The sequence below is a fragment of the Pseudomonas sp. ASL3 genome, assembly GCF_056680425.1.
This window is the reverse complement of the sequence record NZ_CM155281.1, coordinates 1,432,641-1,454,085: the sequence shown is the minus strand read 5'-3', so window position 1 is coordinate 1,454,085 and position 21,445 is coordinate 1,432,641. Positions and strand designations below refer to the sequence as shown.

At 60.8% G+C, this 21,445-nt stretch carries 17 protein-coding genes and 5 pseudogenes; 8 read left to right on the top strand and 14 right to left on the bottom strand.

Annotated elements, in window-relative coordinates; all coding sequences use genetic code 11:
• Positions 1-116 precede the first annotated feature (116 nt).
• Entirely contained in the window at positions 117-431 is a 315-nt protein-coding gene (locus tag AC1MEE_RS06590) for a hypothetical protein (RefSeq protein WP_480414511.1), read from the top strand.
• Between the two features lie 122 nt (positions 432-553).
• Here the strand turns inward: AC1MEE_RS06590 and AC1MEE_RS06585 are convergent, their stop codons facing one another.
• The 7 genes from AC1MEE_RS06585 to AC1MEE_RS06555 form a co-directional block, all read right to left on the bottom strand.
• Positions 554-1,471, bottom strand: coding sequence for a 5-oxoprolinase subunit C family protein (locus AC1MEE_RS06585; RefSeq protein WP_480414510.1), 918 nt, complete (start codon positions 1,469-1,471; stop codon positions 554-556).
• A complete protein-coding gene (pxpB, locus tag AC1MEE_RS06580; RefSeq protein WP_480414509.1) occupies positions 1,468-2,172 on the bottom strand; it encodes a 5-oxoprolinase subunit PxpB in 705 nt (234 codons plus the stop codon). The genes AC1MEE_RS06585 and pxpB overlap by 4 nt, the downstream gene beginning before the upstream one ends.
• A complete protein-coding gene (locus tag AC1MEE_RS06575; RefSeq protein ID WP_480414508.1) occupies positions 2,169-2,921 on the bottom strand; it encodes a 5-oxoprolinase subunit PxpA in 753 nt (250 codons plus the stop codon). The genes pxpB and AC1MEE_RS06575 overlap by 4 nt, the downstream gene beginning before the upstream one ends.
• An 86-nt stretch (positions 2,922-3,007) precedes the next feature.
• Entirely contained in the window at positions 3,008-3,859 is an 852-nt protein-coding gene (locus tag AC1MEE_RS06570) for an urea carboxylase-associated family protein (protein WP_480414507.1), read from the bottom strand.
• Between the two features lie 14 nt (positions 3,860-3,873).
• Positions 3,874-4,539 carry a GntR family transcriptional regulator gene (locus AC1MEE_RS06565; RefSeq protein ID WP_480414506.1) on the bottom strand — a complete coding sequence of 222 codons (666 nt, stop codon included), beginning with the start codon at positions 4,537-4,539 and terminating at the stop codon, positions 3,874-3,876.
• Between the two features lie 17 nt (positions 4,540-4,556).
• Complete coding sequence (locus tag AC1MEE_RS06560) at positions 4,557-6,065, bottom strand: amino acid ABC transporter permease/ATP-binding protein (protein ID WP_480414505.1); 1,509 nt, start codon at positions 6,063-6,065, stop codon at positions 4,557-4,559.
• 82 nt (positions 6,066-6,147) lie between these two features.
• A complete protein-coding gene (locus tag AC1MEE_RS06555; RefSeq protein WP_480414503.1) occupies positions 6,148-7,002 on the bottom strand; it encodes an ABC transporter substrate-binding protein in 855 nt (284 codons plus the stop codon).
• A 431-nt stretch (positions 7,003-7,433) separates the two neighbouring features.
• Here AC1MEE_RS06555 and AC1MEE_RS06550 point away from each other — a divergent pair.
• Positions 7,434-7,583 (top strand): annotated as a pseudogene (locus AC1MEE_RS06550) (JAB domain-containing protein); the annotation flags it as partial.
• 270 nt (positions 7,584-7,853) lie between these two features.
• Here the strand turns inward: AC1MEE_RS06550 and AC1MEE_RS06545 are convergent.
• The 5 genes and pseudogenes from AC1MEE_RS06545 to AC1MEE_RS06525 form a co-directional block, all read right to left on the bottom strand.
• Positions 7,854-8,282 (bottom strand): nuclear transport factor 2 family protein, encoded by a 429-nt coding sequence (locus tag AC1MEE_RS06545; RefSeq protein ID WP_480414502.1) that lies wholly within the window; start codon positions 8,280-8,282, stop codon positions 7,854-7,856.
• Between the two features lie 52 nt (positions 8,283-8,334).
• A pseudogene (fadH, locus tag AC1MEE_RS06540) lies at positions 8,335-8,697 on the bottom strand (NADPH-dependent 2,4-dienoyl-CoA reductase); the annotation flags it as partial.
• Positions 8,698-8,990: 293 nt separating this feature from the next.
• On the bottom strand, positions 8,991-10,667 hold the full coding sequence (locus AC1MEE_RS06535) for an AMP-binding protein (RefSeq protein ID WP_480414501.1): 1,677 nt from the start codon (positions 10,665-10,667) through the stop codon (positions 8,991-8,993).
• 179 nt (positions 10,668-10,846) lie between these two features.
• Positions 10,847-10,933 (bottom strand): annotated as a pseudogene (locus AC1MEE_RS06530) (2Fe-2S iron-sulfur cluster-binding protein); the annotation flags it as partial.
• A 109-nt stretch (positions 10,934-11,042) separates the two neighbouring features.
• Positions 11,043-11,885, bottom strand: coding sequence for an enoyl-CoA hydratase-related protein (locus AC1MEE_RS06525; RefSeq protein WP_480414500.1), 843 nt, complete (start codon positions 11,883-11,885; stop codon positions 11,043-11,045).
• A 400-nt stretch (positions 11,886-12,285) separates the two neighbouring features.
• Here AC1MEE_RS06525 and AC1MEE_RS06520 point away from each other — a divergent pair, with 400 nt between their 5' ends.
• The 3 genes and pseudogenes from AC1MEE_RS06520 to AC1MEE_RS06510 all read left to right on the top strand — a co-directional run.
• Positions 12,286-12,918 (top strand): TetR/AcrR family transcriptional regulator, encoded by a 633-nt coding sequence (locus AC1MEE_RS06520; RefSeq protein WP_480414499.1) that lies wholly within the window; start codon positions 12,286-12,288, stop codon positions 12,916-12,918.
• A gap of 367 nt (positions 12,919-13,285) precedes the next feature.
• Positions 13,286-13,437 (top strand): annotated as a pseudogene (locus AC1MEE_RS06515) (site-specific integrase); the annotation flags it as partial.
• A pseudogene (locus AC1MEE_RS06510) lies at positions 13,414-13,725 on the top strand (DUF6691 family protein); the annotation flags it as partial. The pseudogenes AC1MEE_RS06515 and AC1MEE_RS06510, both read left to right, overlap by 24 nt.
• A gap of 73 nt (positions 13,726-13,798) precedes the next feature.
• Here the strand turns inward: AC1MEE_RS06510 and AC1MEE_RS06505 are convergent.
• Both AC1MEE_RS06505 and AC1MEE_RS06500 read right to left on the bottom strand, forming a co-directional pair.
• A complete protein-coding gene (locus tag AC1MEE_RS06505; protein ID WP_480414498.1) occupies positions 13,799-15,082 on the bottom strand; it encodes a Zn-dependent hydrolase in 1,284 nt (427 codons plus the stop codon).
• A 77-nt stretch (positions 15,083-15,159) separates the two neighbouring features.
• Entirely contained in the window at positions 15,160-16,644 is a 1,485-nt protein-coding gene (locus AC1MEE_RS06500; protein WP_480414497.1) for an NCS1 family nucleobase:cation symporter-1, read from the bottom strand.
• A gap of 621 nt (positions 16,645-17,265) precedes the next feature.
• On the opposite strand from AC1MEE_RS06500, the gene hydA reads away from it, so the two are divergent.
• The 3 genes from hydA (at position 17,266) to preA (ending at position 21,414) form a co-directional block, all read left to right on the top strand.
• Positions 17,266-18,705 carry a dihydropyrimidinase gene (gene hydA / locus AC1MEE_RS06495; RefSeq protein ID WP_480414496.1) on the top strand — a complete coding sequence of 480 codons (1,440 nt, stop codon included), beginning with the start codon at positions 17,266-17,268 and terminating at the stop codon, positions 18,703-18,705.
• 66 nt (positions 18,706-18,771) lie between these two features.
• Positions 18,772-20,139: an NAD(P)-dependent oxidoreductase gene (locus AC1MEE_RS06490; RefSeq protein WP_480414494.1), complete on the top strand. Its 1,368-nt coding sequence runs from the start codon at positions 18,772-18,774 to the stop codon at positions 20,137-20,139.
• Positions 20,140-21,414 carry an NAD-dependent dihydropyrimidine dehydrogenase subunit PreA gene (preA, locus tag AC1MEE_RS06485; protein ID WP_480414493.1) on the top strand — a complete coding sequence of 425 codons (1,275 nt, stop codon included), beginning with the start codon at positions 20,140-20,142 and terminating at the stop codon, positions 21,412-21,414.
• Positions 21,415-21,445 lie beyond the last annotated feature (31 nt).

Here is a 21,445-nt window from a genome sequence, read left to right as displayed (position 1 = left end):
TGCGATCAGTCGTCAGTCTCAACGACGATGGAATGCTCCAATACCACATCACCCAATCGGGGATTCATTTCCCCACTGGGCGAAGTGTTTCTCCGTTTTACTGACAGGAGAAACACATGAGCGCACTCAGTTACCAATTCGGCTACTGTCTGGGAGTCATTGTCCATCGGGCGATCACTGCCCTTCGCTCACTCCAGCACATGCCTCCCCAGCGAGATCAGTGTTCCGATCCGGACATACTCGAGCTGTGCCGGACGCCCTCCCTCGCTCGAAAGGGTGTGGACCTCAACCAGTGGGACGAGAACAACGTATCAATCTGCGTTCCCAAACCTCAGCGCAAGCGTAAAAAAGTGACACCAAAACGTAGCACGCTGATTCCCGTTGACCAGGCGTTTGCATTCCCACTGACCACCCATTTGCATTCGCACTGACCAGCAAATGGCGGGGGGCATAACGGCAGGGGGCAAACGGGCAGGTCAGACGCGTCACGGATGAAGGGGGGCATTGCGCCGAAACCACGCCCTGAAACCGGGCGTGGCGGTATTCGCTTGCGTTAATGCCACTGAGCAAGCAAGCGTAGATGTTGCCCCTGCGCGACCTCCTGGACGACGGGCGATAAACGCAGTTCGGTGCCCGGCAGGCACTGCGCCAAGCGAGCCAGCGAGCGCGGGGTCAGGGCGCCCAGGCGTGGGTAGCCGCCGATGGTCTGGCGGTCGTTGAGCAGGATGATCGGCTGGCCGTCCGGCGGCACCTGGATAGCGCCCAGGGGAATGCCCTCGGAGATCAGCGCCTTGCCCTGGTAGTGCAGGGCCGGGCCGAGCAGGCGCACGCCCATGCGGTCGGCCCTCGAGTCGACTTGCCAGGGGCTGTTGAAGGCATCGAACAGGCTCTGCCCGGCGAAGTCGGCGATCTGCGCGCCAAGCACGGTCTCCAGGGGCTTGGCCGAGCTCAGGTCGGGGATCCGGGTCGCCTCCAGTTCCCGTGGCGCCGGGGAGGAGTCGGACCAGCCGAGTCGATCGCCAGCCGTCAGCGCCCGCCCCGAGCCGTCGAGGCCGCCCAGGCCTTCACGGCAGACGGTGGACTTGCTACCCATCACGGGTGTCGCATCGAAACCACCGGGGGCCGCCAGGTAGGCGCGCGCGCCCTGGATCGGCTGGCTGAAAACGAGGCGTTGGCCGCGGCGTACGAGGAAACTGCGCCAGGGTTGCAGTGGCTGGCCGTCGAGGCTGGCGCCGAGGTCGGCACCCGCCAGGGCCAGGCAGGCATCCTGCTGGGCAATCAGGCTGAGGCCGCCGAGGGTGATCTCGATCACCGCCGCATCCAGCGGATTGCCCAGCAGCCAGTTGGCCCAGGACATGGAGATCCAGTCGGTGGCGCCGCCTTGGGTCACGCCGAGCTGGCGAATGCCGAAGCGGCCGCCGTCCTGCAGCAGGATCAAGGGGGTACTGCGTTCTACCAGCAAGCCACTCATGCGCCCGCCTCCAGTGGTGTGTCGTCGCCGCCGAGACGGATGAATTCGTCATGGCTGACTGCTTCGAAGCGCACCCGGTCGCCCGGTTGCAGCAGGCTGTAGCCATCCAGGGCGTGGTCGAACAGCCGTACCGACGTGCGTCCGATCAGGTTCCAGCCGCCGGGCGAGGCTTGCGGGTAAGCGGCGGTCTGGCGTTCGGCGATGCCGACGCTGCCGGCCGCCACGCGTTTGCGCGGGGTGCTCAGCCGCGGGCTGGCGAGGATTTCCTCGACCAGGCCCATAAAGGCGAAACCGGGTACGAAGCCCAGGGCAAACACCTGGTACTCGTGGCCGCTGTGGCGCTCGATGACTTCATTGATGGACAGCCCGCTGCGTTGCGCCAGCAGCTTCAGTTCGGGGCCGACGCTGGGGTCGTACCACACCGGCAGACTATGGCTGCGGCCACTGCCGCCGGCATCGGGTTGCAGGTCGTCGAGGGCCTGGGCGATCAACCCCCGGGCCTCGCTCGCCAGCAGCTGGCGCAGGTCGTAGTGCACCATCAGCGTGGTGTAGGACGGCACTAGGTCGATCAGGCCCTGGCCGAAGCATTCGCGCAAGCGCCGGGCTGCCGCCAGCAGCCAGGGCATATTGGCTTCGTCGATGGTGTCGAACAACCGCACCATCAGGCAGTCGACGGCGACGATTTCGATACGGATCTTCATGCCTTCTGCAGCTCCCCGAGGGCCTGGCGAATGCGCTGCACGGCAGCGATCGAGCTGGCGTTGTCGCCATGCACGCAAAGGGTATCGACCTGCAGTTGCAGGGCGCTGCCGTCACTGGCGACCAGGCTTTCGCCGCGGGCCAGGGTCAGGGCCTGGCCGATCACGGTTTCGGCGTCGCGGTGCACCGCACCGGGCAAGCTGCGCGAAACCAGGTACCCGGCCGGGTCGTAGGCGCGGTCGGCGAAGGCTTCGAACCACAGCGGCACGCCAAATTCGGCGCCGAGGGCCAGGGCGGTGGCGTTATCCCGCGAAGCCATCAGCATCAGCCGCAGCTCGCCCCCGTAGGCGGACACGGCCTTGACTACCGCTCGCAGCAACTTGGGGTCGCGCATCATGTCGTTGTACAGCGCACCGTGGGGTTTGACGTATTGCACCCGGCCGCCCTGGGCGCGGCAGATGCCCTCCAGCGCGCCGATCTGGTAGAGCAACAGGTCTTCGACTTCTTCCGGCGAGCAGCTCATGGAGCGGCGACCGAAGCCGACCAGGTCCGGATAGGCCGGGTGCGCGCCGATGCGTACGTCGTGGACCAGGGCCAGAGCCACGGTCTTGCGCATGGTGGTTGGGTCGGAGGCGTGGAAGCCGCAGGCGATATTGGCGCAATCGATATAGGGCATGACCTCGGCGTCGTGGCCCATGGTCCAGGCGCCGAAGCTTTCCCCGATATCGCAGTTCAGTAGTGGTGTGTTCATGGTCGGCGACTCCTGCTTAAGCTGTGCAGCCAGGCTGCGAAACACCCGGGGCAGGCGGACGCCCCGGGTGTCAATTTACTCTGCCTTTACTTTTCCCACTTGGCTTTGGGAATCAGCAGGCCGTGGTTACCGTTATAGGCGGCGCGCTCGGGCTGTTTCCAGCCGTCCAGCAGCGACTCGTCGAGACGGTAGACTTCCACGCCCAGCGGACGGCAGACCTTCAGCGGATCCTCGGCGTCGGGGCCCCACATCGGCAATGACAGGTCGCCACCTGGGCAGGTGGAAAGAGCGCAGAGCAGATCGATTTCAGCGAAGAATTCCAGGTAGTCACCCTGTTTCGCCGGGCAGGCCTTCATGAAGTACATGTCGTCGTGATTGAGGCCAGTGCACTGGAAAATGTTCAGCACGTCGTGCACGTCGAACTCGGTCAGGCCATGGGGCAGCACGGCGCGGGTCAGGTTAGAGTGGCAATGGTGGTGGAAATCCTCGCCGGTGAGCATCTTGTTCACGTATGGGTCGCAGCGGGTACCGAGCAGATCGTGAAGACGTCCGCCGTGCTCATCGATGCCGTAATCCGCCAGGCTGTCGTCGGTGATGGTCACCATCGGTCGCAGGAACGGCAGGTTCGACCACAGGCGGTCATAGGTGGTGACGTGCGCGCCTTGCAACTGGCGGGTACGGGCCGCCCACATGCGTTCGCGGGGGTCGTTGGCACTCCATACGTTGAAGTCGCCGACCTGCGGACCAACAGGGGTGGTCACGCGGAATACATGACCTGCCGGAACCTTCCAGGCACGACCGGTTCGGATCGGTATTTCGAACTGCTCGACCAGCGTGCGGCCTTCCTTGGTTTCGCGCACGCGGTCATAGAACGCTTTGTCTACCTGCAATGCGGCGCCTTTGCTGACTTGGTAAGCCGCTGGATAGTCCTTGTACATGGTGGGTCCTCTTTTCAGTGCTTTGGAACGCTGCTGAGAATGTCCAGCAGCACGAGTTCGGAGTCGTTGAGGTAGCTGCTCAGGGCTTCCTCGGCTTCTTTCTTGCGGCCGTCGCCCAGCAGGTCGTGGATATGCCGGTCACGTTCGAGCCAGGGTTTCTGGAAGGCTTCCTCGCTGGGGGCGTTGGAAAACACCAGACGCATCTGGGCCGCGACATGGGTGAAGAATTCGTCGAACAGCGGACTGCGCAGCAGCCCGACGATATGTTGGTGAAAACGCAGGCTGTGGGTACCGAAGGCTTGCCAGTTCTCGCGGTCCTGGGCCAGTTGCGCCGCCTCGATGGCCTCGAGCATCAGGTCGGACTGGTACTCGCGCAGCGGCTTGCTCGCGGCGATCGCCTGCAATTCGAGGGTGCGGCGGACCTTGAAAATATCGCGCACTTCGTCGATGCCCAGCCGGCGCACCATCACGCCTTTGTTGCGCACGTAGCTGGTCAGGCCTTCGCGGCCCAACTGGTGCAGTGCCTCGCGTACCGTATTGCGCGAGGCGTTGTAGGCATTGACCAACTCGCTTTCCACCAGCGGCATCCCTGGCAACAGGCGCCCGCCGATGATGTCTTCGCGCAGTTCGATGGCGACCTGGTCCGTCAGCGACAGGCTTTTTTCCTTGGGTTGGCTCATCGTTGTGCTCCCTCGGCTCACGCCAGTTGTACGTCTTTGAGGAACTTGGTCATGCGCTCGCTTCGTTGTTCCAGCATTTCTCTCGGCGCGGCGTTCTGGATAATCTCGCCGCCTTCCATAAATACCACCCGATCAGAGAGCCTGAAGGCGAAGTTCATTTCGTGGGTGACGATCACCATGGTCATGCCTTCGCGGGCCAACTCCTCGATCACGGCCAGTACATCGCCGACCAGTTCCGGGTCGAGGGCCGAGGTCGGCTCGTCGAACAGCATGACCGAAGGTCGCATCGCCAGCGCCCGGGCAATCGCCACGCGCTGCTGCTGGCCGCCGGAAAGCTGGTGCGGGTATTTGCCGGCATGCTCGAGCATGCCCACCTTGCCCAGCAGCGCCAGGCTCAACAAGCGCAGTTCTTCGCCGCCACCATGGGCGTGATAGACCGGTGCGAGCATGACGTTTTCCAGGGCGGTCTTGTGTGGGAACAGGTTGAAGCCTTGGAAAACCATCCCGACATGCACGATGCCCTGCATATGCACCTTGTTACCCAGGGTGCCCTCCGGCTCCTTGGTACCGCGCAGGAACGGCTGGCCTTGCAGAGTGATTTCGCCACGATCCAGGCTTTCCAGGCCATTCATGGTGCGGATCAGCGTGGTCTTGCCCGAGCCCGATGGGCCGATGATCGACAGCACCTCGCCCCAACGCACATTCAGCTCGACGCCCTTGAGTACTTCCAGCTCGCCATAGGACTTGCGCACGCCCCGCGCCTGCAGGGCAAACTCGCCTGGCTCGGCCTGGCCGGCGGCACGCCGGGTCGCCACTTGCCCGAGTTTGGCAGGGGCGACGCTCTTCGGTTTGCGCCGGGTCACGTCCAGGTGGTTCTCCATGAGGCGCAGCAGGCGGCTGAACACGGTGACGATAAACACGTAGTAGAAGGCCACTGCGAACATGGTCTCCATGACCAGGAAATTCTGGGTATAGAGCTGTTGGCCCACCAGGAGGATTTCCGACAGCGAAATCACCGAGACCAATGAGGTCAGCTTGACAATGGTGATGTATTCATTGGCCAGGGTCGGCAGGGCGACGCGTAGTGCCTGGGGCACCACGATCAGTCGCTGTACGCCGCGATAGCCGATGCCCAGGGCTTTGCCCGCTTCCAGCTGCCCCTTGACCACCGCCAGCAGGCCGCCGCGGTGGATCTCGGCGATATACGCCGCTTCACTGAGTACCAAGGCGATCAGGCCCGCCGAGTAGGGATTGGAAAGCAGCGCGCTGGTGGAAGGAAACACCTGGGGCAGGTTGTAGACGAAGATCAGCAGAACCAGTAGCGGTAGGCTGCGGAAAAACCAGATATAGAGGCCGGCCGCATCCCGTAACAAACGCCGCTGGGACTGTCGCGCCAGGGCCAGGAAGAAGCCGAAGACGATACCCAGCAGCCAGGTTTCCAGGCTCAGTTCGACCACAGTCGCCACGGCTCGCCAGAAGTCGCCGTTCCACAACAGGCCCAAGGTGTAGTGCCAATCGAATTGCATGTACTTACTCCGCGTTGCTGTGATCTTTTGCAGGCTGGAAAGGATCGATGAATCCGCTACCGGGTGCGCTCGGCGCGGTGTCTCAGCGTGTGGCGTTGCCCAGTGCCGCGCTGATTTCCTCGGCATTCGGTTCGGCCAGGTTGTAGCGGGCGAGCAACTCGCCGTAGCTGCCGTTCTGTTTGATCTGGCCGAGAGCCGTGGTCAGTTCTTCCAATAGCGCCTGGTTGCCTTTGCGCACGGCCAGCCCGATGACCACCGGATAGATCAGTTCGCTGGAGCTGATGACGGTTTTGCCCTGCAGTTTTTCTACGGTGATCTTGGCTACCGCGGGATCTTCCATCTGCACGTCGACCGCCTGAGCCAGTAGGGCCTGAGCCGCTTCGGGTGAGGTCGGGAATTCACGAGACTGAATCGCCGGCTTGCCCGAGGCCAGGCAGTATTCGGCGGAAACCTTGTTGAGCTTGGGAACCCAGGACGCGCCCTTGATCGAGCCCACGCGCTTGCCGCAAAGGTCTTCCGGCCGCAGTGGTCTGAAGTCGCTGGCGCTGAGCACCATCAGGGAGGAACCGGTCTTCAGGTAGCTGAGGAAGTCCACCTGCTTGGCGCGTTCCGGAGTGACATACAGCGCCGAGGCGACCACATCGAAGCGTTGGGCATTGACGCCCAAGATCAGGTTGGCAAAGCGGGTGTCGAGGAAGCGCGGCTCCAGCCCCAGTTGCTTGCCGATCAACTGCATGAATTCGGGGTCGAAGCCGGTTGGCTGCTTTTGCTCCAGATAGGTGTAGGGCGGGTAGGTGAGGTCGGAACCTACCGACAACTCTCCCTGTTTCATCGTGCCCTTGATCTCTGCGGCAGACAGTAGCGGCGCCACGCAAGCCAGGGCGATCGTCAGCGCCAGGTTGCGCGTGGTTTTCTTGCCCATCAGACCTTTTTGCATGTTCGTATCCTCGGTTGGTGGAAGCAGTAGAGTGATTAGATTGTTCAACAATTTGTTACTTAATGATATGCGGTTATCATGCCAACTATTGAATTTAAGGCCTATTTTAATGTTTTTTGTCTGTAAAACGCCTTTTATGGGTAAGCGGGTACGCCACGACGGTGCGATTCGTTACCGAACGCTACGTTACGGAGCAAAAAAATGGTTTTTTGCGCGGGTGAGGTCCAGAGCTGTTACCGAGGGCGCGCGGTGCCCGCATAGCTCGTAGCTGATGGAAAGCTGCAATGGACTGATCGTCATTCTGGGGTGTTCCAGTTTCACTACCAGGCTCGTTCCACTGGTTTGCCTGCAGCGCATTTTCGCCCGTGGAGGTGCTCGAGCGTTCTCCATGCTTTTGGTCGAGGTGATACGTAATCCATCGCTGGTCAGTGCCCTCGGGAAACACAACCCCTAGTGAAACGGACCGCCACATAACCGACCTTTTGAAAAAGGCATTGGATTTGATCGACGTCACAGTGCTGGACCATTTCATCGTCGGAAAAGGCAAAGCCCTTTCCCTCGTTGAACACGGCTGGCTTTAACCCTCATCAAGGCGCCTTCGGGCGCCCTACTTACCGCCCCGTCGTCCTACGCGAAACACCTCACCCAGGAATCCCCCTCCCCTCGTACGCACCGCATTCACGCATGCGCGCGGCCGCTGACTCGGAAATCTGGACGGGACCGCACCAGGGATCGATTGGACCATGCCGTGATGGCTCTGCATGGTGGACAGTTGAACCCGGAATGGGTCGAGTGGCTGATGGGAAATAGGGACGTTTCCGTCCCCTCAACGAAACTGGTGCCACCGTGGGTCAGCTCTTGCTGGCTGCTAGATAAGCGCCCAGGCGCCGCCCCATCTCCTCCCCCAGAGCCTGTAAGCCGCTCATGGGCCGAATCATTACCTCGAACTCGACGATCTTGCCTTGCTCGTTGAAGCGGATCATATCGATGCCCTTGAGCTCCCGACCGCCGACACGGGCGCTGAACTCCAACACCACGCTAAGAGCGTCGGCAGTCGCTAGTTCGCGGTGGTAGGTGAAGTCCTCGAACACCTTGCTCACGGTATTGAGGATCGTCGATACCACGGGCGCGCCAGGATATGGGGTGTGCGCCATGGGGGAGCGGAAAACGGCCTGCGGATCCAGCAGGTCAGGCAAAGCGCTCAGGTCGCCTTGCGCAATCATGGTGTGCCAGCGCTGGAGGGACACGGTGGCCTGGGGGTGTAGTTTGAGCTCAGACATTTTCAAATCCTGTTGGTCACTTGTGTTGGGGTTGGTGTTCTGGGGAGGCAAATCAGAGCTCCGCGGCCAGTCGCGAGCCCTGATTGATTGCACGCTTGGCATCCAGTTCAGCTGCAATATCGGCACCACCGATTAGATGCACGCTCTGCCCGGCTGCGACCAGGCCGTCATGCAACTCGCGTAGCGGATCTTGGCCAGCGCAGACGATTACGGTGTCCACCGGCAACACCTGTGGCTCCCCCTCGGCGATGCGGATATGCAAGCCGGCGTCGTCGATCTTCAGGTACTCGACCGAGTTGAGCATCTGCACCTGTTTGTTCTTCAAGCCGGCGCGGTGGATCCAGCCGGTGGTCTTGCCTAGGCCATTGCCGACCTTGGATTTCTTGCGCTGCAGCAGGAACACCAGCCTGCCGGCCAATGCCTCGTCCTGGCTGGCAACGCCCACGCCCGCAGCGGCGGAGTCGCCGAGAACCAGCAAGCGCAGGGCCGGGCCGCTACCGCTGACACCCTGGCGCTCACCATGAGCTTCGGGCAGCCTGTGCGTCACCCAGCGGGTGTAGAGCCCCTGCATGAGCAGCAGCGGCCCCAGGGCTATCTTCGTGAACATTTCCGTCATGTTGCAGGTCTGCTTCCCTGGGAATAAAAACGGGACGGCCAAGGGCGTGGCGCTCGACCATCCCGAAACTTTGAAACCGTTTAGAAAGCCGGTTAAATCTGGCCGCGCAGTTCCGCGCGCAGGATCTTGCCGACGGTGGACTTCGGCAGTTGCTCCCGGAAGACGATCTGCTTCGGCACCTTGTAGCCGGTCAGCCGCTCACGGCAGTGGCGGATGATGTCCTCGTCGTTCAGTCCAGGCCGGCGTACCGCGACGAAGGCGCGTATCGCCTCGCCGGTGATCTCGTCCGCCACACCGACCACCGCTACCTCGGCCACATCAGGGTGCTCGGCAATGACGGCTTCGACCTCGTTGGGGTACACGTTGAATCCCGAGACCAGGATCATGTCCTTCTTGCGATCGACGATCTGGATGAACCCATCGCTGTCCATCACCGCGATATCGCCGGTATGGAACCAGCCATCGACAATCGCCTCGGCTGTCTCGCTTGGCCGATTCAGGTAGCTCTCGATAATGTGCGGCCCGCGCACGAGCAGTTCCCCAGGCTGCCCGGGCTCCAGCACACGACCAGCCTCGTCGACGATCCGCACCTCGCTGCCCGGCATCGGCAGGCCAACCGTTCCTGCGCGGGGAATCCCGCCAGGCGGGTTGAATGCGACGAAACAACTGCTCTCTGTCAACCCATAGCCTTCGAGCATCGGGCAGACCTGCGTCTGCCAGCGTTCGGCGGTGCCAGGACGCAAGGCCGTACCGCCAGAAACCGCGAACTTGAGTTTCGGCGGATTGGCTTGTAGCCACGGCTCGTTGAGTAGCCCGGCATAGAGCGTATCGACTCCGGTCATCCAGCTCACCGGGAACTTGTCGAACGCGGGAAAGAGGTTAGATAGCGGTCGAGGGTTAGGTACCAATAGATTGCGCCCGCCCAACCTGAAGAACAGCAGGAAGTTAAAGTTGAAGGCGAAGATGTGGTAGAGCGGCGGCACGGTCAGGATCGTCTCGCCATGACCGACTTTCTCGCCATAGGCATTGAGGAAGTCCTCGGCTATGCGCAACACGGCGAGCAGGTTGGCATGCGTCAGGACCGCGCCCTTGCTCCGCCCCGTGGTTCCCCCCGTGTACTGATAAAGTGCCACCGGGTGATGCAATCCGACGACAGGAGCATGTGCCTGGCCAATGGCGAGCGCATCGCTGAAGCGCTCATGAGGAATGCCAGGAGCAAGATTGCCCCCGCTGTCAGCCGCCAGCTTCTGCTGGATAGCAGAGCCTATCGCTGATGGAAAGAAGTCCCCCAGGCTAGCGGTGACCAGCTTCAGGCCGCGCGCGGCCACCACGTTCTCGGCACGTTTGACGAACAGATCGCAGGCCACTAGCAGCTTGGCGCCACTGTCGGCGAGTTGCGCGTCCAACTCACGCTCGGTATAGAGCGGATTGACGTTGGTGACGATGAGCCCAGCCTTCCAGGCACCCAGCACAGCGATGGGATAGTGCAAGCAGTTGGGGAGTTGGATCGCCATTACATCGCCGTGGCGCAGGCCCTGCTGGATGACCAAATAGGCGGCGAAGGCACTCGAAAGCTCGTCGACAGCCTCGAACGACAGATCGGTGTGCAGACCAGACGGCAGTACAACAGTGAAAGCAGGATTACCTCCATAGCGTCGCGCTCCTTCGCTGGCGAAGTCGGCAATGTTGCCCTGTAGGGTTTGTGGGTCGAGCCTGTAGCCGCGCAGACTTTCTGGATAGCTCTTTTCCCAGGGATTGGCGTAAGTCATTTCAGTCTCCATGTTCTTGTTTTAGGACACACCAGCACTGCAACACGGCGTGCGACTCGGCTGGCCAACGAGCAGGCAATGCCCCTCATCGACCAATCACATTGAGTGGGCTGGAGAATCACGATGTCTTCGGTCGGAAGCGCGACGCAGGAATAGATCCAGCTGAAGTTACGATCGGACTATCTCAGGTGCGCTTTCGGTGGGTTGAATACAGCGCCGGAAACCAGCTTCACCCGACACAGGCTGCACCCGCCCGAACGGCAGGCGTTTTCGGCCGAGTAGACCGGCGTTGCCGGCGCCGATTACGACGGGTCATAGTGTTTTATATCCTTCCTTAAAACTTATCACCGATAAGATCTAGTCAAAAAAACGCCCTCAGAGGGCCGCACGAATTTCGCTCAGGTCCGCGAACTGGGCGGTGGCGCCCGACGTCCTGGCCTGGATCGAACGGAGGATGTCTTCGCCGCTGAGGATCGAGCTTTGTAGCAGCGCGGTCTGCTGCAGCGACTCGTAGACACCGTGGTCGCGGCTGTAGAGCATCGCACGCTTGATCCCGCTCACGGCGATTGGCGGGCGCTCCGCAATGCGATGAGCCGCGGCGAGCGCGCCATCGAGCAACGTCTCGGTGCTCGAAAAAATCTGTGCGACAAGCCCTAGGCGGAAGGCTTCGACCGCACCCAGGGTTTCGCCAGTCAGCGCGAGATAGCGCGCTTTACCGGCGGGGATCAGGTGCTGCAAGCGTTGGAGAATCCCTAGGTCGGCCATCATGCCGAGGTTGGTTTCCTCGATCCGGAACTTCGCCGTCTCGGTAGCGAAGCACAGGTCGCAGGCAGCTATCAGATCGAACCCTGCCCCAACACAGGTGCCTTGTACGGCTGCGATCACCGGGAAGCGCGCGCGCTCAAGAGCATTCAAGGCATCCTGCATCTGCAGCAGCCCGGCATGCATGGCCTCTCTCGCCATAGCGTTGGTGGCGTGGAACTCCTGAGAAGAGGCGAATATCTGCAAGTCGAGGCCGCCGCAGAACACCTTGCCCTGGGCCGACAGCACCAAGGCTCGAACCTTGCCCGAGCGACTCAGTTGGTCGATAGCCGCAGGCAGTTCGCTCCAGAAGGCGAGCGTTAGACTGTTGGCCTTGGCTGGGCGATTCAGTTGCAGATGAGCAACTCCGTTATCAACGGAGACCTCGAAGCACTCGTAAGACTGGTTAAGCGGCATGGTTGTCGTCTCTTTCGGGTTTTAGGTAGTACGAATCTCCACACACCAACCCACGCCCTGCGGCATTGGCGGCCTGTGGAAGAGATTGGGGCGCAGACCCCAGGCATAGCCGAAATGATCATGCTATCGGGCCCCTCCACCCCTAACTGGCGAGGCGCCTGGTGCGCTCAAGCGAACTGCGAGAGGCTGTCTGGTCGAGATGGAGCGGTTCGCAAGCCACCCTGTTGTCTCTGCCCAGCTCTGCCGAAAAATCGAGAAGGACATGGCTGCTCCTTAGACTTGTTGTGAGCGGAGGCTATGCTCACATCTTATCAGTGTCAAGATACTTAGCCGTGTTAGGATTTCGCCATGAGGACGCCCATCCGCAACGCCGTACCTACCTTCTGGAGTCGAGCAGGCGATGACGAAAACGAACCTACGAACACGCGACACGTACCACGTAGGAAATCTTGCGCCGCTGCTGCTTAGTGCCGCCCGGGAAATGCTCGACGAGGTGGGACCTAACAAGCTCTCGCTACGCGCCGTTTCCGAAAGGGTCGGGGTCAGCTCCACCGCCGCCTACCACCACTATGCAAACCGGGCCGAACTCATCGGGCATCTTGCCGCCCAGGGTTTTCGCGAACTTGCCAAGGTGCTAGCTGCCAGGGATTCAGCAGCCACGGAGGAGCAGAAACTGCGCGAGGCAAGTCTGGCCTATTTCAGCTTCGCGCGGAGCAACCCGGCGCTTTACCAACTCATGTTCGGCCCTGAATTCGTTTCCGGAGAAATGATCCCGGAGCTTCGCGTGGCCCGCGAAGACGCATTTGGTGAAAATAAGCGCATCATCGCGGAGATTCTCAGGCTTGACGTTGAAAGCCGGGAGGTACGGGGAGCTGCCCTTGCTGGCTGGTCACACATGCACGGACTGGCGTCGCTGGTAATACATGGCGTTATGCAGTTCCCCGCTGGCACTAGCGATGAGCGTTTCGTGGACACTGCATTGCAGGGTTTTGCGCATCTCTTTTATGCAGGGCGCAGGGACCAGGGAGAGTAACCTTCGTCGAACAGCGACGTATCTTCCCGAACTGAATACCAGATTGAATGGCCGCTTGGCGATTCTATTGAAAAAGTCGCCGGCGGTTTCGGCGGCAAAAAAATGCCCGTCTGAGATTGAAATCCGCACTTTGCGTAGAGGAATATCGACTTAGAATTTACCTGGCGACGTGCAAAACGAACGTTTTCCAAGCTCAGTGCAGGTTGAGTCAGGCCGCTTCGACTTTTTCAACAGAATCGGCCGATTTCTGCCTGTCGCAACTACCTATTTCGGATCGAAATCGGCCGCTCAAGCGCAAAGTACCGGCTCAGGTGAACTCGACTTAAACTGCGCTACCAAAGGCCGGCGTGAAACTCGTCCGGCCCCATACCCAAACACAGACAGCAGCGGTCCGGTCTGTTCCAAGACGGTGACCAAACAATTGGGTGACCGTCAACGTCAGCCGGAACAAGGAGCCGACGTAGCGCCAAAGCTCAGGCCCTACTGCTTTCAGGTGGTAAATGGACACCTCATGATCTGGCGCTGGTCATGATCGGGGCGATTGCGGTGGCCTGGGCGCCGTTTCACTGGGCCATGAAGCAACCGAAATCCTTGCTGGGCGCGCCAATGCAGTTGCCGGTCAGTCGTGAGCTGGATCGCCGCTTAATCGGTGGCAGCCTGCTCTTCGGGGTTGGCTGGGGCATTGCCGGCATCTGCCCCGGCCCGGCACTGGTGTTGCTGCCCACCGGGCACCGGCAGGCGTGGGTGTTTGCGATCGCCATGTTGGCGGGGATGTTGATGTTCAGAGCGCTGCAAGCGCGTCGTTGAGTCGCCAACGGTAAAAGGTCGCAACCTTCGGCGGCGCCCGCAGGCGTTGCCGAAGTCTGCAATCCTTTACGCTTCAGGCCGCCAATTGCCCACTGGCAATCGCCGCCGACGCCGCCAGCATTGCCCGCAACAACACCGCACACCCGGCCGCCAGGTCATCCGGCGCGGCGTTTTCGATTTCGTTGTGGCTGATGCCGCCTTCGCACGGCACGAAAATCATTCCGGCCGGGCCGAGTTCGGCGAGGAAGATTGCGTCGTGCCCTGCCCCGCTGACGATGTCCATATGCGACAACCCAAGGCCTTGAGCGGCGCCGCGTACCGCTTCGACGCAGCCCTTGTCGAAGTACAGCGGTGGGAAGTCGGCGGTGGGTGTCAGTTCGAAGGTCAGGCCATGTTCTTCGCAAGTGGTTTCGATGACTTCGCGAACCTCGGCGATCATCGAGTCCAGCCGCGCCGGTTCCAGATGACGGAAGTCCAGGGTCATGCGTACCTCGCCGGGGATGACGTTGCGTGAGCCGGGATAGGCTTGCAGACAACCGACGGTGCCGCAGGCGTGGGGTTGATGGCCGAGGGCGGCGCGGTTGACCGCACCGACGATGACCGATGCGCCGACCAGAGCGTCCTTGCGCAGGTGCATCGGGGTCGGGCCGGCGTGAGCTTCGACACCGCGCAGTTTCAGGTCGAACCATTTCTGGCCGAGGGCGCCCATCACCACGCCGATGGTTTTGTGTTCATCTTCGAGGATCGGGCCTTGCTCGATGTGCGCTTCGAAATAGGCGCCGACCGCATGGCCGCTGACCTTGCGCGGGCCGGCGTAGCCGATGGCGTTAAGCGCTTCGCCGACCGTGATGCCATCGGCATCGACCTTGGCCAGGGTTTCTTCAAGCGTGAATTTTTCTGCGAACACGCCGGAGCCCATCATGCACGGGGCGAAGCGCGAGCCTTCTTCGTTGGTCCAGACCACCACTTCCAGCGGCGCTTCGGTTTCCACGCCCAGGTCATTGAGGGTGCGCAGCACTTCGACACCGGCCAGCACACCGAAGCAACCGTCGAACTTGCCGCCCGTGGGCTGGGTGTCGATGTGGCTACCGGTCATGACTGGAGGCAGGTTCGGGTTGCGGCCGGGGCGGCGGGCGAAGATGTTACCCACGGCATCAATGCTGACGGTGCAGCCGGCCTCCGTGCACCAGTTGACGAAGATGTCCCGGGCCTGACGGTCGAGGTCGGTCAGGGCCAGGCGACAGACCCCGCCCTTGACCGTGGCGCCGAGCTTGGCCAGTTCCATGAGCGACTGCCACAGGCGGTCGCGGTTGATGTGCTGATGGGTGGATTGCAGAACGTCTACGGCAGCGTTCATGTTGATCTCCTCAGGCAGTTTTTATGGGATTCTTCAAGCAATTCGTTGGTGTGTTTACTGGCGATGGGGCCCGTTGTTCAACCCGAAGATTTCACAACAGACGGGCTGCTGCGCATCGAGCACAACCCGTAATAAATCAATCCGCCCAAGGCCGAGCCGGTAAACCAGCCATAGCTGTAGAACCAGCTGAACACATCGCTGCCCAGCGACATCAACGTCAGCACCACTGGCACGCCAAACGCGATAAAACCAAACCAGTTCCACGCCGGATAAATGTCATCGCGATACAGCCCGGCCAGATCCAGTTGCTGTTTCTTGATCAGGAAATAGTCCACCACCATGATCCCGGCAATCGGTCCCAACAGGCTGGAATACCCCAGCAACCAGTTGGAGTACACCGTCTCCAGGCTCACGTTCGAGACAATCAGCCCAAGCTTTTTCAGCAGTTCATGGCCCATCAGCAACAACCCGACCAGACCGGTGAGCAACACCGCTTTGGTGCGGTTGATCACCTTGGGCGCGATGTTCTGGAAGTCATTGGTTGGCGAAACGATGTTGGCCGCGGTGTTGGTAGAAAGCGTGGCGATGATGATCAACGCCATGGCCAGCGCGACCCAGACCGGGTTCTGAATATGGCCGATCAGGCTGACCGGATCGGAGACCGTGACGCCCACCAATTTCACCGACGCAGCGGTCATGACGACGCCAAGGGAAGCAAACAGGAACATGGTCAGCGGCAAACCAAAAAGCTGCCCGAGAATCTGATCTTTCTGGCTTTTGGCGTAACGGCTGAAGTCCGGAATATTCAGGGACAAGGTCGCCCAGAACCCGACCATGGCCGTCAGCCCGGCGGCGAAGTAACTGACCACGCTGGCCCCTTCCGGACGCTTGGCCGGGATTGCCAGCAACTCGGTCATCGACACATTCGGCATTGCCCAAACAAGCAGCCCTACCCCCACCAGCACCAACAGCGGTGCCGAGAGGGTTTCCAGCCATTTGATCGATTCGGCCCCGCGCAATACCACCCACAGGTTCAGCGACCAGAAGATCATGAAACCGATGACTTCCCCGGTACCACCGAGGGATTTCCAGCCCTCGAAAATCGAGCCCAGAAACAGGTGAATCGCCAGCCCGCCAAACATGGTCTGGATGCCGAACCAGCCGCACGCTACCAGCGCGCGGATCAGGCACGGCACATTGGAGCCGAGGATGCCGAAAGACGACCGCAGCAACACCGGAAACGGGATGCCGTACTTGGTGCCGGCGAAGGCGTTCAGGGTCAGGGGGATCAGCACGATGAGGTTGGCAAACAGAATCGCCAACAGCGCTTCGCCGACGCTCAAGCCGAAGTAAGCGGTGAGCACCCCGCCAAGGGTGTAGGTCGGCACGCAGATCGACATGCCGATCCACAATGCGGTGATGTGCCATTTGTTCCAAGTTCGTTCGTGCACCTTGGTCGGTGCCATGTCGTGGTTGTAACGGGGACTGTCGAGGACGTCGCTGCCGGCTTCGAGCTCAAACAAGCCGTCGCGCTCGGTCACTTGCGATCTGATCTGTTGCATGGCCGCTCCACTGTTTTTTTGATTATTTTTGCTCATCGGGGGGCTGGCGCCAACAAGCGCGAGCCGGACGATGGCCGGAGAAACTAACAACTTTACGGACCGGCCAAGGTGTCAGCGGCGGCATCAATAAACGTGCCGGGTATTCCGCTTATGCATCGGGCAGCGCCATAAAATCTTTGTAAATAACTGATGTTTATCAGTTTTATTTATCCAACGATTGGGTCCAGGGTACTTGTCTGTTCACTCAGGCCGAATGCCAGGCAAGTTGTCCGAACAGTCAGGACTCAATCTGGTGCATGGATCTTTTTTTCAAAGTTGCGCACCAACCATAGACCCTCCTCAAGCAGCTGATTTCACATAAGAAATCTCGTCTATTTTTGAAACCTGTCAAGTGCGTCAAAATGGTGAGAGGTCGAACCATTTTGGTTATTTTATAAATAAATCGTTATTTTTCATAAACTTAAAACAGCTACAAGCCTATAAAAAATATTCTTGCTCATTCCTTGAACTACGACTAGATTCCATTCCTGACAGCGCTGACAGGAATACACCTGTTTGCACCATCTTCATATAAAACATTTAGAACCGGCATCAGTCGGTCATGCCTGCGAGGAACTCGGAATGTCTCTGTTGATCCGTGGCGCCACCGTTATTACCCATGATGAAAGTTACCGCGCCGACGTCTATTGCGCCGACGGCGTGATCAAGGCCATCGGCGAAAACCTTGATGTTCCCGTCGGTGCCGAAGTGCTCGACGGCAGTGGACAATACCTGATGCCCGGCGGCATCGACCCCCACACCCACATGCAACTGCCCTTCATGGGCACAGTGGCCAGCGAAGACTTTTTCAGCGGCACGGCGGCGGGTCTGGCCGGTGGCACCACGTCAATCATCGACTTCGTGATCCCCAATCCGCAGCAGTCATTGCTGGAGGCCTTTCACCAGTGGCGTGGCTGGGCCGAGAAATCGGCCTCCGATTACGGCTTTCACGTAGCCATCACCTGGTGGAGCGAGCAGGTCCGCGAGGAAATGGCCGAGTTGGTCAGCCATCACGGAGTCAACAGCTTCAAACATTTCATGGCCTACAAAAACGCGATCATGGCGGCCGACGACACCTTGGTGGCGAGCTTCGAACGCTGCCTGGAACTCGGTGCCGTGCCCACGGTGCACGCGGAAAACGGTGAACTGGTTTATCACCTGCAACGCAAGCTGATGGCCCAGGGCATCACCGGCCCGGAAGCCCATCCGCTGTCGCGACCTTCGCAAGTAGAAGGTGAAGCCGCCAGCCGGGCGATTCGCATCGCCGAAACCCTCGGCACGCCGTTGTATCTGGTGCATGTGTCGACCCAGGAAGCCCTCGACGAAATCACCTACGCTCGCAGCAAGGGCCAACCGGTCTACGGCGAAGTGCTGGCCGGGCATCTGCTGTTGGACGACAGCGTCTATCAACATCCGGACTGGCAGACCGCCGCCGGCTATGTGATGAGCCCACCCTTCCGTCCGCGCGGTCATCAAGAAGCGCTTTGGCACGGCCTGCAATCGGGCAATCTGCACACCACGGCCACCGACCATTGCTGCTTCTGCGCCGAGCAAAAAGCGGCAGGGCGTGACGATTTCAGCAAGATCCCCAACGGCACTGCCGGCATCGAAGACCGCATGGCGGTGCTCTGGGACGAAGGGGTGAACACCGGGCGTTTGTCGATGCAGGACTTCGTCGCGCTCACCTCCACCAACACCGCGAAAATCTTCAACCTCTATCCGCGCAAAGGCGCGATCCGCGTCGGCGCCGATGCCGACCTGGTGCTGTGGGACCCCGCCGGCACCCGCACCATTAGCGCCAAGACTCACCACCAGCAAGTGGACTTCAACATCTTCGAAGGCAAGACCGTGCGCGGTGTGCCCAGCCATACCGTCAGCCAGGGCCGCGTGGTGTGGGCCGATGGCGACTTGCGTGCCGAACGCGGGGCCGGACGCTACATCGAACGGCCGGCGTATCCGGCGGTGTTTGATTTGCTGAGCAAGCGGGCTGAGTTGCATCGGCCGGTTGCAGTTAAACGCTGAGATCGAGGCGACGAAAAAACCAATGCCCATCAGAGGCAGTACCTCAATAACCGTGAGGCCAATACCGTGATCAAGACCCTGAACCACCTCCCGCATCCCCATGAGATTGCGGCCGCCCTCGCCAGCCATTTCACCGATCTGGCGCCACCGCTCAACGACCGTCAAGCCCATCTGGAAGCCTCGCGCTGCCTGTATTGCTACGACGCGCCATGCGTGAATGCTTGCCCGAGCGAGATTGATATTCCGTCGTTCATCCGCAATATCCATCAGGACAACGTCCAGGGCGCCGCGCAGAAAATCCTCTCGGCCAACATCCTCGGCGGCAGTTGTGCCCGGGTGTGCCCGACAGAAATCCTCTGCCAGCAAGCCTGCGTACGCAACAACGCCCAGGAATGCGCACCGGTGCTGATCGGCCTGTTGCAGCGTTACGCCGTGGACAACGCACACTTTAGCCAGCACCCCTTCCAGCGCGCTGCCGCCACCGGCAAGCGTATCGCGGTGGTCGGCGCCGGTCCTGCGGGGCTGTCCTGCGCCCATCGCAGCGCCATGCACGGTCATGACGTGGTGATTTTCGAAGCTCGGGAAAAGGCCGGTGGCCTCAACGAGTACGGAATCGCCAAGTACAAACTGGTGGACGATTACGCGCAGAAGGAGCTGGATTTCCTGCTGCAAATCGGCGGCATCGAAATCCGCCACGGGCAGAAACTCGGCGAGAACCTGACCTTGAGCGAACTGCACCCACAATTCGACGCGGTGTTCCTCGGGCTCGGCCTGGCCGCCAGCAAGCAACTGGGCCTGCCCCACGAAGAGGCGCCGGGGCTGCTCGCGGCCACCGACTACATCCGAGAACTGCGCCAGACCGATGATCTGACGCAACTGCCGTTGGCCGACCGCTGCATCGTCCTCGGCGCCGGCAACACCGCGATCGACATGGCTGTGCAAATGGCACGTCTCGGCGCTCGCAATGTGAATCTGGTGTACCGCCGTGGTGTCGAGGACATGGGCGCGACCGGCCACGAGCAGGACATCGCCAAGGCCAATCAGGTGCGCTTGCTGACCTGGGCGCAACCCGATGAAGTGCTGCTCGACGATCAAGGCAACGTGCGCGGCATGCGCTTCGCCCGAACCCGGTTGGTAGACGGTCGCCTGCAAACCACCGGGGAAACCTTCGAGCTGGCCGCCGATGCCATCTTCAAAGCCATCGGCCAGGCGTTCGACGCCAGCGCCCTCACCGACCCGCTAGCCCGGGAACTCAAGCGTCAGGGTGAGCGGATCCAGGTAGACGAACAGCTGCGCACCAGCATCCCCGGCGTGTATGCCGGCGGCGACTGCACCAGCCTCGATCAGGACCTCACCGTGCAAGCGGTACAGCACGGCAAACGGGCCGCCGAGGCCATTAATGCTCAACTGATTCTCAATGTGGAGGCTGCGTAAATGGCCGATCTGTCGATTGTCTTCGCCGGTATCAAAGCCCCTAACCCGTTCTGGCTGGCCTCCGCGCCGCCTACCGACAAAGCCTACAACGTGGTCCGCGCGTTCGAGGCTGGCTGGGGCGGTGTAGTCTGGAAAACCCTGGGTGAAGACCCGGCGGCCGTCAACGTCTCGTCGCGCTACTCCGCGCACTTCGGTGCCAACCGCGAAGTCATGGGCATCAATAACATCGAGCTGATCACCGACCGCTCGCTTGCGATCAACCTGCGGGAAATCACCCAGGTGAAAAAGGACTGGCCGGACCGCGCGCTGATCGTGTCGCTGATGGTGCCCTGTGTCGAAGAGTCCTGGAAATTCATCCTGCCGCTGGTGGAAGCCACCGGTGCCGACGGCATCGAGCTGAACTTCGGTTGCCCCCACGGCATGCCGGAACGGGGCATGGGCGCAGCGGTGGGCCAGGTGCCGGAGTACGTCGAACAGGTCACTCGCTGGTGCAAAACCTATTGTTCGCTGCCGGTGATCGTCAAGCTCACGCCAAACATCACCGACATCCGCGTCGCCGCCCGTGCGGCCCACCGTGGCGGCGCCGATGCGGTGTCGTTGATCAACACCATCAACTCGATCACCAGCGTCAACCTGGAGCAAATGGTCGCGATCCCCACCGTCGGCCACCAAAGCACCCACGGCGGTTATTGCGGTTCGGCGGTGAAGCCGATTGCGCTGAACATGGTCGCTGAAATCGCCCGCGACCCCCAGACCCAAGGCCTGCCGATCTGCGGCATTGGTGGCATCGGCAGTTGGCGCGACGCGGCGGAATTCATTGCCCTAGGCAGCGGCGCGGTGCAGGTGTGCACGGCGGCGATGCTGCATGGTTTCCGGATTGTCGACGAAATGAAGGACGGGTTATCGCGCTGGATGGACAGTCAGGGTTACGCCAACCTGAAAGCATTTTCCGGGCGGGCGGTGGGCAACACCACCGACTGGAAGTACCTGGACATCAACTATCAGGTGATCGCCAAGATCGATCAGGCGGCCTGTATCGGCTGCGGGCGTTGCCACATCGCTTGCGAAGATACCTCGCACCAGGCGATTGCCAGCCTCAAGCAGGCGGACGGCACGCATAAATACGAAGTGATTGATGATGAGTGTGTGGGGTGCAACTTGTGCCAGATCACCTGTCCGGTGGCCGATTGCATCGAGATGGTGCCGATGGACACCGGCAAACCGTTTCTGGATTGGAATCATGATCCGCGCAATCCCTACCATGTCGCCCTTTAAGAACTGCGGCGCCTGAGCTGACGCCTTCGCG

Coding starts and splice junctions, on each gene's coding strand:
- AC1MEE_RS06545 (WP_480414502.1), bottom strand. CDS start 8,282: ATGTCTGAGCTCAAACTACACCCCCAGGCCACCGTGTCCCTCCAGCGC.
- AC1MEE_RS06590 (WP_480414511.1), top strand. CDS start 117: ATGAGCGCACTCAGTTACCAATTCGGCTACTGTCTGGGAGTCATTGTC.
- AC1MEE_RS06570 (WP_480414507.1), bottom strand. CDS start 3,859: ATGTACAAGGACTATCCAGCGGCTTACCAAGTCAGCAAAGGCGCCGCA.
- AC1MEE_RS06505 (WP_480414498.1), bottom strand. CDS start 15,082: ATGAACGCTGCCGTAGACGTTCTGCAATCCACCCATCAGCACATCAAC.
- pxpB (WP_480414509.1), bottom strand. CDS start 2,172: ATGAAGATCCGTATCGAAATCGTCGCCGTCGACTGCCTGATGGTGCGG.
- AC1MEE_RS06575 (WP_480414508.1), bottom strand. CDS start 2,921: ATGAACACACCACTACTGAACTGCGATATCGGGGAAAGCTTCGGCGCC.
- preA (WP_480414493.1), top strand. CDS start 20,140: ATGGCCGATCTGTCGATTGTCTTCGCCGGTATCAAAGCCCCTAACCCG.
- AC1MEE_RS06520 (WP_480414499.1), top strand. CDS start 12,286: ATGACGAAAACGAACCTACGAACACGCGACACGTACCACGTAGGAAAT.
- AC1MEE_RS06565 (WP_480414506.1), bottom strand. CDS start 4,539: ATGAGCCAACCCAAGGAAAAAAGCCTGTCGCTGACGGACCAGGTCGCC.
- AC1MEE_RS06555 (WP_480414503.1), bottom strand. CDS start 7,002: ATGCAAAAAGGTCTGATGGGCAAGAAAACCACGCGCAACCTGGCGCTG.
- AC1MEE_RS06500 (WP_480414497.1), bottom strand. CDS start 16,644: ATGCAACAGATCAGATCGCAAGTGACCGAGCGCGACGGCTTGTTTGAG.
- AC1MEE_RS06525 (WP_480414500.1), bottom strand. CDS start 11,885: ATGCCGCTTAACCAGTCTTACGAGTGCTTCGAGGTCTCCGTTGATAAC.
- AC1MEE_RS06585 (WP_480414510.1), bottom strand. CDS start 1,471: ATGAGTGGCTTGCTGGTAGAACGCAGTACCCCCTTGATCCTGCTGCAG.
- AC1MEE_RS06535 (WP_480414501.1), bottom strand. CDS start 10,667: ATGACTTACGCCAATCCCTGGGAAAAGAGCTATCCAGAAAGTCTGCGC.
- hydA (WP_480414496.1), top strand. CDS start 17,266: ATGTCTCTGTTGATCCGTGGCGCCACCGTTATTACCCATGATGAAAGT.
- AC1MEE_RS06560 (WP_480414505.1), bottom strand. CDS start 6,065: ATGCAATTCGATTGGCACTACACCTTGGGCCTGTTGTGGAACGGCGAC.